The sequence below is a fragment of the Gordonia sp. 852002-51296_SCH5728562-b genome (assembly GCF_001665475.1).
Classification (GTDB): Bacteria; Actinomycetota; Actinomycetes; order Mycobacteriales; family Mycobacteriaceae; genus Gordonia; species Gordonia sputi.
Genome location: NZ_LZMI01000101.1, coordinates 26,067 through 39,820, shown reverse-complemented (window position 1 = coordinate 39,820; position 13,754 = coordinate 26,067). Strand labels below are relative to the sequence as shown.

Below are 13,754 nucleotides of genomic sequence, written 5' to 3'. Positions count from 1 at the left end.
CCCCCACCGAAGCCTTCACCGAACTGCTAACCTCACACACTCAGCCATAGGTGTTGCCACAATCCCTTGAACCCGCCACGGTCCCGAGCGCACAGTCGACGGGTCACCAGCTTGCCGCGGCCACCCGTCGAAAATTGCCGCCGAGCACTGCTGCGATGTCGGAGTCGCCCCAGCCTCGCCGCGACAGGTGCGCCCCCAGGGTGATGAACACCTCGGGAGCCATCCACTGGATCGGCCCCCACCGGGTGTACGACTCGTCGAAGGAGTCCGGGTGGTCGAGGATCTCGGCGAGAAAGTCGGCGGCGTCGAACGAATGGTCGGTGCTGACGCCGACGTGGTCGATCCCGATGAGGTCGACGGCGTATTCGAGGTGGCGGGTCATCGCGTCGAGGGTCGGCGTATTGGGGCCGAGGAAGATTCCGACGCCGGTGATACCGACGACACCACCGGTGCGGGCACATTCGCGTGCCTGATCGTCGGTGATGTTGCGCGGATGGTCCCAGACCGAGCGCATGCACGAATGGCTGTAGATCACCGGCTTGGTCGACGTCTCACACAGGTCGAGGCCGGTACGGACACTGCAGTGTGAACCGTCGGGAACCATTCCGGCAGAGTTCATTTCGGCCACCAGCCGCCGCCCCCATGCGGTGAGTCCGGCGTCCGTGGCGTCCAGACACCCGCAACCCGCCGCGTTGGCGTGGTTGTAGGTGGGCAGCATGGTGCGCACGCCGAGTTCGACGAAGCGGTGGACGTTGTCGAGGTCGCCGTCGAGCGGGTTGGAGTCCTCGAGATCGAAGCCGACGGCGATCTGCCCGCGGTCACCCGCGGCGTCGATGTCGTCGAGCGATGCGACAACCCTCAGGTCACCGCGGCGCGAGATGGCAGAACGAAAGTGCGCCAACAGGTTTGTCGAGTCGGCATAGGTCTGTGGCGCGTAGCCGACGTTGACCGAGACATACGTCGTGCCCGGTCGCGAGAACCTGGTCAGGTAGCCGACGTCTGCGTCGGGTTGCAACGGCAGACACGCGTGCTGGTCCCACAGGAGCGTCATCGTAGTTCCTCTCCCACCTGGTCCGTCGCCGCACAATCCGTCATCGCAAATCCATCGCCGCAAATCCGTCATCGCAGACACTCGTTTCTGCCACACACCGCTCGCATGCTCGCAAGAATGGTCGCATGAGAAGTACCGACCCCACCGAGGCGCCGTTGAGGTCGATGTCTGATGTCTGATGGTGTGGGTGTACTGATCGCGGTGCTCGTCATTGCCGCGATCGCGATGATCGCGGTGCTGCTCCGAACGCGCCGCGTCGTAGCGACGCCCACCGAACGCGCTGTGCACTCCACGCTGAACACCGCGTCGCGGGCCGCCCGCCCGTTGCGGCGAGGTCTGACAACCGAGTCGGCGCAGGAGGCGCTCGGACCGCTGCGAACCCTCACCGCCACCGATGCGATCGCTCTGTACGACGCGGATGGCACACGGCTCGCCCACGACGAGCCGCACATCTGGGACGAACGACTGCTGAGTCGGGCCGACGACATCGCCGCGACCGCGGGTGAAGAACTGCGGCACGTGTTGCTCCGCGATCCTGTCGGCGTCGACGCGCGCATACGTGCGCTGATCGCCCAGCCGCTCGTGGTGGACGACGTCGCCGTCGGTGTACTCGTCGTCGCATCCGTACGGCTACCGGGTCCGGGCATGCTGAGCGCGATCTCGGAGGTCGCGCGCTATGGGTCGAGTCAACTCGAGCTCGCAGACCTCGACGCGTCACGAGCTCGTCTGGACCGCGCGGAGGTTCTCGCACTGCGCGCACAGATCAGTCCGCATTTCATCTACAACGCGTTGAGCACCATCGCGTCGTTCGTACGAACCGATCCGGACCGCGCACGCGAGCTGATCCTCGACTTCGCCGACTTCACCCGCTATTCCTTCCGCGCCGCGGGCGAGTACACGGTGCTGGCCGACGAACTGCGCAACATCGACCGCTACCTCACGCTCGAGCGTGCTCGCTTCGGCTCGGCGCTCGACGTGCGGCTGCAGGTCGCCCCGGAGGTGCTCGGCGTGGTACTCCCCTTCCTCGCCCTCCAACCCTTGGTGGAGAACGCGGTGCGGCACGGCGTCGCGGCGCGAGGTGGTGGAACGATCTCGATCACCGCCCGCGACGAGGGCACCGACTGCGTCATCGCCGTCGAGGACGACGGTGTGGGAATGGACCCGGAGTTGCTGCGCTCTGGAGATATCGACGCACTCGACGCGACGTCGACCGAACCCACGGAGGAGACCTCGGGCGCGCGGGTGGGGCTGACCAACGTCGACCATCGCCTGCGCGCTGCGTTCGGAAACAACTACGGTCTAGTGGTCGAGACAGGTGTGGGTGCCGGCACGAAGGTCACCATGCGGGTGCCGAAATTTCGCGCAGGTGTGCGTGTTGAGCAGTCGCCGACGCACCCAGCACCGCCGACGCAGGAGGCGAACCCGCGATGACCCTGACCGTTCTCGCCGTCGACGACGAACCTCCGGCGCTCGACGAGCTGGTGTACCTGCTCGAACGGCGAACAGATGTCGGCGAGGTGATCCGCGCGGGTGACGCCACCGCCGCTCTGCGCGAACTCGCCGAGAACTCGGTGGAGGCGATCTTTCTCGACATCAATATGCCTGGGCTCTCGGGAATCGAACTGGCCCGTGTGCTCGGCAACTACTCCGACCCGCCGTCGATCGTGTTCGTCACGGCACACGAGGATCGCGCGGTGGATGCGTTCGACGTCGGCGCCGTCGACTATCTGTTGAAGCCACTGCGCGAGGAGCGGCTCGGGCAGGCCGTCGAACGTGCGGTTGCCGCGCAGTCGGCTGTCGGTGCAGAGTCACGTCAGGACGTCAGCGACGATGTGATCCCCGTGGAGCTGTCCGGAGTGACGTCGTTGGTGAGGCGTGATTCGATCTCCTGGGTCGAGGCCGTCGGCGATTACGCCCGGCTGCATTCGGACTCCGGCGCGCACCTGGTGCGAATCCCGCTTTCGACGCTCGAATCCCGTTGGCGTGAGCACGGTTTCAGCCGCGTGCACCGTTCGTACCTGGTGTATCTGCCGATGGTCGGCGGAATGCGCACCAGCGGATCTCAGACCCTGGTCTGTGTACGGGCAAACGGCGCGTCGCCCGCCGTAGAGCTTCCGGTGAGTCGACGTCAATCCCGGGAGTTGAAGGAGCGCCTCGTCCACGACCCCCTTCGTGCCTACCGGACGCCGTCCGGCGACGACACATGAGCGAGCCGTCGACTCCCCGCCGTGAGCGCGTGGTGCTGGCACAGCGACGGGGTGCCAGGAGGGTTCGCACGCGCGTCGAGGTCCGGGAGCAAACCGAGGTCGGCGATGCATTGGTGCGGGGTCTGATGCGCGCCCAGCTCGGTCTCGCGCTTAGGCTCGGCGTCACGACGGCTCTGCTCATTGCCTCCATTCCGTTGCTGGGCACCGTCTTTCCGACGTTGGGCGAGGCGACGATTGCCGGCGTCCGACTGAACTGGCTTGTTCTCGGTGTGCTGATCTATCCACTGCTCTATCTGGTGGGCCGGGTGTACGTGCGGATCGCGGAGCAGGCCGAGGACGACTTTCTCGGACTCATAGAGGAGGACACCGACGTGGGCGTCGACAGCGGCACCGACGCGGGCGTTGAGGATGTGACCGACGGGGTCGTCGAGGATGGCGAGAACCCGTGACCGACTACGGAATTCGCATCGTCACCGCGGCGGCGCTGCTCCTCGCTGCGCTCGCGACGGTGGCGGTCGGTGTCTACGGTGGCAGGAGGTCGCGCACGACCTCTGACTTCCTTGTCGCCTCGCGCGCGGTCAGTTCGCGGCGCAACGCAACGGCGATCTCAGGCGAATACCTTTCTGCGGCATCGTTTCTCGGAGTGGCGGGGCTGGTCGCCAAGTACGGCGCCGATGCGCTGTGGTATCCGGTCGGCTTCACCGCGGGATACCTCGGCCTGTTGATGTTCGTTGCGGCACCGCTGCGCCGATCCGGTGCGTACACGGTGCCGGATTTCGCGGAGTTCAGACTCGGTTCGCGAGCGGCACGCCAGACCGCGATGGTTGTCGTCGTCGTGGTCTGCCTGATGTATCTGATTCCCCAGCTCCAAGGCGCGGGACTGACTTTGAACATCCTGCTCGGCGCACCCGTGTGGGTGGGGGTGGTTCTCGTCGGAGCGATCGTCGTCGTGAACGTGGTGGGCGGCGGCATGCGGTCGATCACCTTCGTCCAGGCGTTTCAGTACTGGCTCAAGCTGACGGCTATCGGAATTCCGACGATTGCGCTTCTCGTGGTGTTCTTCGCCGATCGGCCCGCACTGGGCGAACCCGCACCCCCTCGAGTGTCCGAAGCGACGACGGTCGACGTCACCACGGATGTGGTTGTGGCAGTACCGGAAACCGACGGTGTCGAAGTGACAGGCGTCATCGACGGCCAGCCCGTCAACGACGCACCGTTTGCGTCGGCGGGTGAACACACCGTTGCGGCGGGGAGCACGATCCACCTGCGCGCGGGAGCAGCGACGCCCGTTGTGGCAGGCGCACCGTCGACAGGCCAGAGATGGCTCGCGTCCGGCGGCGGATTCGGTGGCCCGCACGCACTTTTCGCCGTCTTCTCGCTGATCGTCGCGACGTTCCTCGGAGTGATGGGGCTGCCGCACGTGCTGGTGCGCTTCTACACCAATCCGGATGGACGCTCGGCGCGTCGAACCGCGGTGACCGTCATCGTCCTGCTCGCCGTGTTCTACCTCTTCCCCCTGCTCCTCGGCGTGCTTGCCCGGGTGTACGTCCCCCAACTCCTCATCACCGGAACCGCCGACGCCGCGGTGCTGTTGCTCCCGAGCGCAGCGGTCGGAGGCATTCTCGGCGAACTGTTCGCCGCGCTGGTCGCGGCGGGCGCCATCGCGGCGTTCCTCGCTACGTCGTCCGGTCTGCTCATCAGCGTTGCAGGGGCCCTGTCGACCGACGTGCTGCCAGGTCGGGTCCGCGACTTTCGACTCGCAGCCGCGATCGGTGGTGCACTCGCGATCGTCATCTCGTTCGCCGCGTCAGATCTCGAACTGTCGCGGACAGTCGGGTTCGTCTTCGCCATCGCCGCGTCGACGCTGTGTCCGCTTCTCGTACTCGGAATCTGGTGGCGCGGGTTGACGCCCGCGGGCGCCATCGCGGGCCTTGCCGTTGGCGGGCTGTCGTCCGGTATCGCGACGTCACTGGCGATCGCGGACGTCGTGGACGACGAGGTCGGCAACGGCTGGCCGTCGGCGATCATCGGCTACCCAGCCGCTGTCACCGTTCCACTCGCCTTTGTGACCATGATCTGCGTGAGCGCGATGACCCACCGCCACAGGGTCGCCGATGTGTCGCAGATCTTCGCGCGGATGCATGTGCCGGAACGGCTCGGCCTGAGCGTCGAACGGGTGCCAGAGGAGCCATGACACCGCGGCGACAAGGTTGTACGAGCATGTGACGACGCCCATGGGGCAACCGTTCGTCGGCGCGCAACGACCGCTCGGCGCACGATTCGCGGTCTTCATCGTGTGACCTGCGACACCTCTTGTGAGTGATCTCCGTCTCTTCGAGAGTTGACGGGTATCCACATCACACGAGTTCTTTCGGAGGCACGGTGTCAACCACAGAGCACGTACCCGAAGCGCATTCCGCGCCGACGGGGCAACAGTTCATCGACATGCAGCGCAGTGACCAGTTTCAGGATCTTCGTACGACGTTGCGCCGGTTCGTCTTTCCGATGACTGCGTTCTTTCTCATCTGGTACGGCCTCTACGTGGCCCTCGGCGCCTTCGCGCACGACTTCATGGCCACTCCGGTCTGGGGCAACATCAACGTCGGGCTGATTCTGGGTCTGCTGCAGTTCGTCTCGACCTTCGTCATCACCGGGGCCTACGTGCGGTTTGCCAATCGTGAGCTCGACCCCAGGGCGGCCGCTCTCCGCGAGGAAATGGACACGGAGTGCGCGGCCACCGGCCAGGGCGCCGATGCCACACAGAGCTCCAACGCCACACAGGGCACCGATGAGGGGGCGACTCGATGAACTCCTCAGCCACAGTGCATCTCGCCGCCGGAACGGTCGGGAACCCCGTCGCCAACATCGCGATCTTCGCCGCGTTCGTGGCGATCACCATGTTCGTGGTAATCCGCGCGAGCCGAAACAACTCGACTGCCGCAGACTATTTCACCGGTGGCCGAGCATTCTCCGGCCCGCAGAACGGAATTGCGATCGCGGGTGACTACCTCTCTGCGGCGAGCTTCCTCGGCATCGCGGGTGCCATCGCCGTCTACGGTTACGACGGCTTCCTGTACTCCATTGGATTCCTCGTCGCATGGCTGGTCGCGCTTCTCCTCGTTGCCGAATTACTGCGCAACACAGGGAAGTTCACCATGGCAGATGTGCTCAGCTTCCGATTGAGGCAACGCCCCGTCCGTCTCGCCGCCGCGATCTCGACGCTGGTCGTCTCCCTGTTCTATCTGCTGGCGCAGATGGCGGGCGCCGGAGGCCTCGTTGCGCTCCTCCTCGACGTCGAATCGCGCACCGGCCAGTCGATCGTGATCGCCGTGGTCGGCGCACTGATGATCGTCTACGTGCTCGTCGGCGGCATGAAGGGAACCACGTGGGTGCAGATCATCAAGGCCGTCCTGCTGATTGCGGGCGCGGCCATCATGACCCTCATGGTGCTCGGCAAGTTCGGGATGAACTTCTCGGAGATCCTCGGCTCTGCGCAGCATGCCATTTCGGGGTCGTCGAGTGAGAAGATCGCCTCGCATGACGTGCTCGCGCCCGGAGCCAAATACGGCGGCTCGGTGGAATCAAAGATCAACTTCATCTCGTTGGCTGTTGCACTCGTGCTCGGCACCGCGGGGCTCCCGCATGTGTTGATGCGCTTCTACACGGTTCCCACCGCCAAGGAGGCTCGACGCTCCGTTGTCTGGGCAATTGCTCTGATCGGCGCGTTCTACCTCTTCACGCTCGTGCTCGGTTACGGCGCTGCTGCGATTGTCGGTCCGGACCGCATCATGGCCGCAGCAGGCAAGGAGAACGCCGCAGCACCGCTACTGGCCTTCGAACTCGGTGGCGTCATCCTGCTCGGAGTGATCTCCGCGGTCGCGTTCGCGACGATCCTCGCCGTCGTCGCGGGATTGACCATCACCGCGTCGGCGTCCTTCGCGCACGACATCTACGGCAGTGTCATCAAGCGCGGCAAGGCAAGTGAGGCCGACCAGGTGCGCGTATCACGGATGGCCGCGGTGACTCTCGGTGTGCTCGGCATCGTGCTCGGCATCCTCGCCAACGGTCAGAACGTCGCCTTCCTCGTGGCGCTCGCGTTCGCGATCGCGGCGGCAGCCAACCTGCCGACGATCCTGTTCTCGCTGTACTGGAAGCGATTCAACACCCGCGGTGCGCTGTGGAGCATCTACGGCGGGCTCGGGCTGACGTTGATCCTCATCATCTTCTCACCGGCAGTGTCGGGTAAGTCGACGTCGATGCTTCCCGGCTCCGATTTCGCGTGGTTCCCGCTGGAGAACCCGGGGATCGTGGCAATCCCGGTCGCGTTCCTGCTCGGGATCGTCGGAACGCTGACAGCGCCCAAGGATCGGGGCACTCCGGAACGCAATGCGGAGATGGAGGTGCGTTCGCTCACCGGGATCGGCGCCGAAAAGGCTGTGGCGCACTGATATAGCGGAGCCGTACAGCCTCGTAGGACCAGCGATGCCGGGCACTCGATCGACGATCGAGTGCCCGGCATCGTGCGGTGAACAGGCAGGCTCAGCCGGCCGTCGTGCGCGCGTCCTGAATCCGTGCGAACGGCCGGGCCGCCTCGAGTTGGTATGCCAGCTCCAGCAGCGTCCGTTCATCACCGATGTCGCTGCAGAAGTGCACTCCCACAGGCAATCCCGTCGACGACTGTGCCAGCGGCAGGCTGACTGCGGGCGTACCGGAGGTGTTGTTGATCGGCGTGAACGAGACGTATCGCATCAACCGCTCGAAGACGACGTCGAAATCGCCTGCGGGGTTGAGGTATCCGATCTCCGGAGTGGTGTGCGCGAGCGTCGGCGAGAGCACCACGTCGAATCGCGTGAACATCTCCCGAAACGTCGCGGTGGAGCGTGTGAGCGCGCGGATCATCGCGGGGGTGTGCCACATGCGACGCAGATACTTCCGCGACAGTCCGCGCGTGAACGCATCGAGCTGTGATCGCTCGAATCCCTTGCCGTAGGACCGTTTTCCGAAGTGGTCGATGAAGAAGGCCAGCAGCGCCCAGTACTCGGTGAAATCGTCGACGTATCGCCTGTCGACGGGGACCGGCACATGTTCGACGCCGTGCCCGAGCGACTCGAGCAGTTCGGCGACGCCTGCGACGGCGGTCTCGGTGTCGCGGTCGAGCAACTGTCCGGTGATCGGTTCCGTCATCATCGCGATGCGGAGCTGACGTCGACTTTCACCGGACACGAGTCCGATGGCGGGAAGATCGCCGGCGGACCAATACTTTTCGGCATCGGCGAGGAAGTGTGCGGTATCGCGCACCGAGCGGCTCACGATTCCGTTGGCAATCAGGTCGATCGGCATCTGCTTCGATTCCGCCGTCAGCAACAGCCGTCCCCGACTCGGCTTGAAACCCACCAGGCCGCACGCAGCCGCGGGGATACGGATCGACCCGCCTCCGTCATTCGCGTGCGCGATCGGAAGCGCGCCTGCCGCGACCAGGGCGGCCGACCCTCCCGACGAAGCGCCACAGGAAAATTCGGTGTTCCACGGATTGCGGGTGGGCGGCCTGTCGACGAACTCCGTTGTCGCGGTGAGCCCAAAGGCGGGCAAGGTGGACGCACCGACGATGTTCACACCGGTGGAGACGAACTGTTCGAGAAGCGGCTCGGTGGTCGACGCGGGAGTGTCAGGAGTAGCGGCAGAGCCGTTACGAGTCGGAATCCCGGCAAAGTCGGTGTTGTTCTTGACGATCGAGGGCACCCCGGCGAACGATCCCGTACCGAAATCGGTCTCGACGGCGCGTGTGCGGGCGCGCTCACGATCGTCGAAGGCGACCGCATTGAGCGTCGAGTTCACCGCGTCGATGCGGTCAAGCGCCGCGTCGACCGCTTCAACCGCCGAAATCTCGCCTGCGGCAATGGCCGCACCGACACCTACCCCGTCGAGTTCGCCCAGCGCATCGTCGCGGAAGGCATGTACGTGCTGCATGGCCCGAAGCCTAGCGGCAGCGGACCGCCGTCAGGACACGATCAGTTCGCAACGGTTCACCGAACCCCGGCTCACCGAACCCCAGCTCACCGAACCATGGCCATGACGTCGGCGGCGAGGTCGGTGGCGAAGTCGTCGTCGATCGGCAGCGCGAAGACCGCATGGTGATAGAGCGGGGCGATGATGTGGTTGAGCACCTGCGGCACGCTGGGTGCGCTCTCGCCGCGCGCGGTGGCGCGGTCGATCATCTCCGTCGCCTGCTCCCGCCGGATCTCCCAGCACGGACACACCTCGACGATGCCGTCGCGAGCCGACGTCATCGCCCGCAGATACGCACGACGTTTCGGACGGCTGATGTCGGCGGCGATGATCCGCGACCAGTCGGCGAGGTCGTCGGCGAGTGTGCCGTGATCGGGCAGTTCCTCGCCCTGCGTCAGCGCGGCGACCGCGACCTCCTCGAGCAGATCGCCGATGGTCCCCCAGCGTCGATAGATGCTTGTGGGATTCACTCCCGCCAGCTCGGCGACCTGCGGGATGGTCATCGTCTCCCGCTCTCCACTACCCACGAGCTGACCGACAGCCGTGAAGACCGCACTCTGCACGCGAGCGCTCCGGCCACCGGGACGCTTGCCGTGCGATGTGGCCGTTGATGGAACGGTCGTCGACGCTGCGCCTTCCATCGACGATCTCTCCGTTGCCTGCGACGTTCCAGCCATGTCACCATTATTGCAAATCCCATTGCTTTTAGAACAGCGGCCGCATACATTGGCCTTAATGCAACCAGCTTTGCCTTAGGAGACACGGTCGTGACCGCAACGTTGGAGAACACCGCTCGACGCCGCCGCGGCGCACGGCCGCTGCACCCGCACCGCGCTTTCTGGATCGTCACCGCAACCATGATCACGGTGCTGTTCGCGTCGGCAGCCCCCTCCCCCCTTTACCCCGTCTACCAGCAGTTATGGGGATTCTCGCCGTTCACCCTGACCGTGGTGTTCGCGATCTATGTCGCAACCATGCTGGTCAGCCTGCTCACCGTCGGCTCGCTGTCGGATCACATCGGCCGACGCCCGGTTCTCGCGGTCGCGCTCGTGCTGCTCATCGGCAGCATGGTGCTGTTCGTCGCCGCCGACAGCGTCGGACTCCTGATCGCCGCACGGGCCCTACAGGGACTCGCGACGGGAGCGGCGATCGGCACGCTGACCGCCACGGTCGTCGACATGCAGCCGTCGGAGCGACTGGGCTCGGCGATCACCGGCGCGGGACCCACACTCGGACTGGCGGCAGGCGTCGTCGTTGCCGGCGTGCTGGTCCAGTACGCACCCGCGCCGCGATTCCTCGTCTACGAGGTGACGCTGGCGGTGTTCGCGATTTTGCTTGTCGCACTTCTGATCATCCCGGAGACATCGGAACGCGTCGGCTTCGATTCCCGCCGCCACCTGTGGCGAACGCTCGCGCCGCAGGCGTCCGTGCCGTCGGCTTTGCGGAAGCTGTTCGTCACCGCAATCCCGGCATTCGTGGCGACCTGGTCGATGGGAGGCCTCTACCTCTCGCTCGGTTCATCGGTGGTGGCGCGTGTATTCGGCATCGGCAACCACGGCGCCGCGGGCGCCGTGCTGTTCGTATTCTTCGCTTCCGGCGCGGTCACCTCACTGGCGATCACCACCTGGGACGCCAGTACCAAACTCACCTACGGCTATCCCGCACTCGCCGGCGGCGCGATCATCTCCCTGGCGGGCGTCCTCACCTCGATGCTCCCGCTCTACATCGTCGGGTCGATCATCGCGGGTTCCGGTTTCGCGGCTACGTTCCTGGGAGCACTCGACAACCTGAGCAGCCAAACCCCGTCACATCAGCGCGGGCAGGTGTTCTCGGCAGTCTTCATCACGAGCTATATCGCCTTCAGTGTTCCCGCAGTGATCGCGGGACTCGTGGTGTCGCACATCGGTCTGCAGGAGACCGTCGTCTGCTACGTCGCCTATGTCCTCGCCGTCACCGTGTTCGGCGCACTCGTCACCGCATGGACGCGAACCAGAAGCAATCGCGTTCGCGCCTGAGGCGTCCTCACTTACCGAACGCCACGGACCCGCCTCACTACGATGAGGACTCAGAATGCGGCGACAGCGTGGCCGAGATCACGATCTGGAGGAATCTCGCGGGGCCGCACTTTCGCAGTACAGGTACCACAGGGTAAGACTGGTTACATGCACTTGAAGTTCGATTCAGATGAACAGAAGTTCCGCGAAGAACTCCAGAGCTTCTTCACGACGAAGATCCCCGAGGAGATCCGTCAGCGTGCTGCCGCAGGCACGCTGAACCTGCCCGACGACATCGTCACCACCCAGCGCATCCTCAACGCCGAGGGTCTGGCCACGCCCGGCTGGCCGACCGAGTGGGGCGGCCGCGACTGGACGCCCATCCAGCGCAACATCTATCACGATCAGCTCAGCCTGAACTTCGTGCCCGATCCCCTGACGTTCAACGTCAACATGGTGGGTCCGGTCATCGCGACGTTCGGTTCCCAGGAGATCAAGGAGCGGTTCCTCCCGAAGACCGCCAACCTCGACATCTGGTGGTGCCAGGGATTCTCCGAACCCGAGGCGGGCTCCGACCTCGCGTCCCTCAAGACCCGCGCCGTCCTCGACGGCGACCACTACATCGTCAACGGCCAGAAGACCTGGACCACACTCGGGCAGTACGCCGACTGGATCTTCTGCCTCGTACGCACCGATCCCGACGTCAAGAAGCAGGCGGGCATCAGCTTCCTGCTCATCGATCTCGACACACCGGGGATCGAGATGCGTCCGATCAAGCTCATCGATGGCAGCGTCGAGGTCAACGAGGTCTTCTTCAACGACGTCAAGGTGCCCGTCGAGAACCTCGTCGGCGAGGAGAACGCCGGCTGGACCTACGCCAAGTTCCTGCTCGGCAACGAGCGCACCGGTATCGCACGTGTCGGCTGGACCAAGACCAAGCTGGCCGAGGCCAAGAAGCTCGCCGCCGCGACGAAGACCGCGACCGGCACGCTGCTCGAGGATCCGCTGTTCGCCGCGCGCCTCGCCGAACTCGAAACCGAACTGCTCGCGCTCGAGGTCACCCAGTTGCGCGTCGTCGCAGGCTCTGCCGACGGCAAGCCGAATCCGGTGTCGTCACTGGTCAAGCTGCGTGGCAGTGAGCTGCAGCAGTCGGCAACCGAATTGCTCGCAGATGTTGCGGGTGCGCGCGGTCTGGCGGTTGACGCGCCGGGTGTCGGAACACCCGACTGGGCGCAGCTTGCGGTGCCCGAATACCTCAACTACCGCAAGGTGACCATCTACGGCGGTTCGTCGGAGGTCCAGCGCAGCATCATCTCGTCGTCGATCCTCGGTCTGTAGCCCGACAACCACACCTGGAGTAACACAATGGATTTCGAGCTCACCGAAGAGCAGTCACTGCTGCGCGACACCGTCCGCAGCGTGTTCAAGAGTTATGACATCGAGAAGATCCGCGCGGTGTCGGAGACCGACACCGGCTGGTCGGCGTCGATCTGGGAATCGCTTGCCGAGATCGGCATCCTCGGACTGCCGTTCAGCGAGGACGCGGGCGGCACCGGCGCGGGGCCGGTCGAGGTCAGCGCACTGATGGGCGAGGTTGGTCGCAGCCTCGCACCCGAGCCACTGCTGTACGGCGCGTTGTTGCCGGGCGTCGTCATCGACAGGGTCGCGTCGGGTGATCGCCGCACCAGCCTGCTGACAGAGGTGTCGGAGGGACGGCTGCTGCTCGGATACGCACACGCCGAACCCGAAGATCGTTGGCCCGCAGCGGCAGTCGCCACCACGGCGACCGGCGCCAGCGACGGCGTCACTCTCGATGGAGTGAAGTACCCCGTCCTCGCTGGCGACGTGGCACAGAAGTTCGTCGTCAGCGCACGCCGCGCCGACGGAACCATCGGACTGTTCCTCGTCGACGCCGATGCGTCGGGTGTGACCGTCGACGGGTTCCGCACCTACGACGACCGTCGAGCCGCCCGGGTGAGCTTTGCCAACGCCCCGGCGATCGAACTGGCCGAGGGCGATCAGTCCGACGCGATCGCCTACGCGGACATCTTCGCGCAGACGGCTCAGTGCGCCGAGGCAGTCGGCGCGATGGAACGCGCGATGGAACTGACGACCGAATACCTCAAGTCGCGCAAGCAGTTCGGGGTACCGCTCAAGACGTTCCAGACGCTCACGCAGCGCGCCTCGGACGTGTACGTGGCACTCGAGCTGGCACGCAGCATGAGCCTGTACGCGACGGCTTCGCTCAACGACGAGGTCGACGACCCGTCGGTCTACAGCCGCACGAAGCTGCAGATCTGCCGCTCGGCGCGCAAGGTGGGCCAGGAAGCGATCCAGATGCACGGCGGCATCGGCATGACAGCGGAATACCCTGTGGGACATTACGTTGCACGCCTGACCGCGATCTCTCGCACCCTCGGCGACGCTGACGAACACCTCGGTGTCCTCGCCGGCAAGCTCGGCGATTACGAGATGGTGACCGTCAACTAGGTTCGC

11 protein-coding genes and 1 pseudogene are annotated in these 13,754 nt (G+C 65.2%); 9 read left to right on the top strand and 3 right to left on the bottom strand.

The window, feature by feature from the left end:
* Positions 1 to 103: 103 nt before the first annotated feature.
* Entirely contained in the window at positions 104 to 1,051 is a 948-nt protein-coding gene (locus A5766_RS17660) for a dipeptidase (protein ID WP_005206657.1), read from the bottom strand.
* Between the two features lie 171 nt (positions 1,052 to 1,222).
* Between A5766_RS17660 and A5766_RS17655 the strand changes: the two genes are divergently transcribed.
* The 6 genes and pseudogenes from A5766_RS17655 to A5766_RS17630 all read left to right on the top strand — a co-directional run bounded on the left by A5766_RS17655 (position 1,223) and on the right by A5766_RS17630 (position 7,706).
* Positions 1,223 to 2,482: a sensor histidine kinase gene (locus A5766_RS17655; protein WP_064905718.1), complete on the top strand. Its 1,260-nt coding sequence runs from the start codon at positions 1,223 to 1,225 to the stop codon at positions 2,480 to 2,482.
* A complete protein-coding gene (locus A5766_RS17650) occupies positions 2,479 to 3,258 on the top strand; it encodes a LytR/AlgR family response regulator transcription factor (RefSeq protein ID WP_005206660.1) in 780 nt (259 codons plus the stop codon). Before A5766_RS17655 ends, A5766_RS17650 begins: the two co-directional genes overlap by 4 nt.
* Complete coding sequence (locus tag A5766_RS17645; protein WP_005206662.1) at positions 3,255 to 3,707, top strand: hypothetical protein; 453 nt, start codon at positions 3,255 to 3,257, stop codon at positions 3,705 to 3,707. The genes A5766_RS17650 and A5766_RS17645 overlap by 4 nt, the downstream gene beginning before the upstream one ends.
* Entirely contained in the window at positions 3,704 to 5,452 is a 1,749-nt protein-coding gene (locus A5766_RS17640) for a sodium/solute symporter (RefSeq protein WP_064905716.1), read from the top strand. Before A5766_RS17645 ends, A5766_RS17640 begins: the two co-directional genes overlap by 4 nt.
* Before the next feature lie 251 nt (positions 5,453 to 5,703).
* A pseudogene (locus tag A5766_RS17635) lies at positions 5,704 to 5,979 on the top strand (DUF485 domain-containing protein); the annotation flags it as partial.
* Between the two features lie 83 nt (positions 5,980 to 6,062).
* Positions 6,063 to 7,706 carry a solute symporter family protein gene (locus tag A5766_RS17630; protein WP_049697589.1) on the top strand — a complete coding sequence of 548 codons (1,644 nt, stop codon included), beginning with the start codon at positions 6,063 to 6,065 and terminating at the stop codon, positions 7,704 to 7,706.
* 91 nt (positions 7,707 to 7,797) lie between these two features.
* On the opposite strand, the gene A5766_RS17625 is transcribed toward A5766_RS17630, so the two are convergent.
* On the bottom strand, positions 7,798 to 9,225 hold the full coding sequence (locus tag A5766_RS17625) for an amidase (protein WP_064905714.1): 1,428 nt from the start codon (positions 9,223 to 9,225) through the stop codon (positions 7,798 to 7,800).
* Between the two features lie 86 nt (positions 9,226 to 9,311).
* Positions 9,312 to 9,905 (bottom strand): TetR/AcrR family transcriptional regulator, encoded by a 594-nt coding sequence (locus A5766_RS17620; protein ID WP_064905712.1) that lies wholly within the window; start codon positions 9,903 to 9,905, stop codon positions 9,312 to 9,314.
* A gap of 126 nt (positions 9,906 to 10,031) precedes the next feature.
* Between A5766_RS17620 and A5766_RS17615 the strand changes: the two genes are divergently transcribed.
* The 3 genes from A5766_RS17615 to A5766_RS17605 all read left to right on the top strand — a co-directional run bounded on the left by A5766_RS17615 (position 10,032) and on the right by A5766_RS17605 (position 13,748).
* Positions 10,032 to 11,279 carry an MFS transporter gene (locus tag A5766_RS17615; protein WP_231894707.1) on the top strand — a complete coding sequence of 416 codons (1,248 nt, stop codon included), beginning with the start codon at positions 10,032 to 10,034 and terminating at the stop codon, positions 11,277 to 11,279.
* Between the two features lie 147 nt (positions 11,280 to 11,426).
* Positions 11,427 to 12,596, top strand: a complete 1,170-nt coding sequence (locus A5766_RS17610) for an acyl-CoA dehydrogenase family protein (RefSeq protein ID WP_064905711.1) — start codon at positions 11,427 to 11,429, stop codon at positions 12,594 to 12,596.
* Positions 12,597 to 12,623: 27 nt separating this feature from the next.
* The gene (locus tag A5766_RS17605) at positions 12,624 to 13,748 is read left to right on the top strand and encodes an acyl-CoA dehydrogenase family protein (protein ID WP_064905709.1); all 1,125 of its coding nucleotides are present in this window, start codon (positions 12,624 to 12,626) and stop codon (positions 13,746 to 13,748) included.
* Positions 13,749 to 13,754 lie beyond the last annotated feature (6 nt).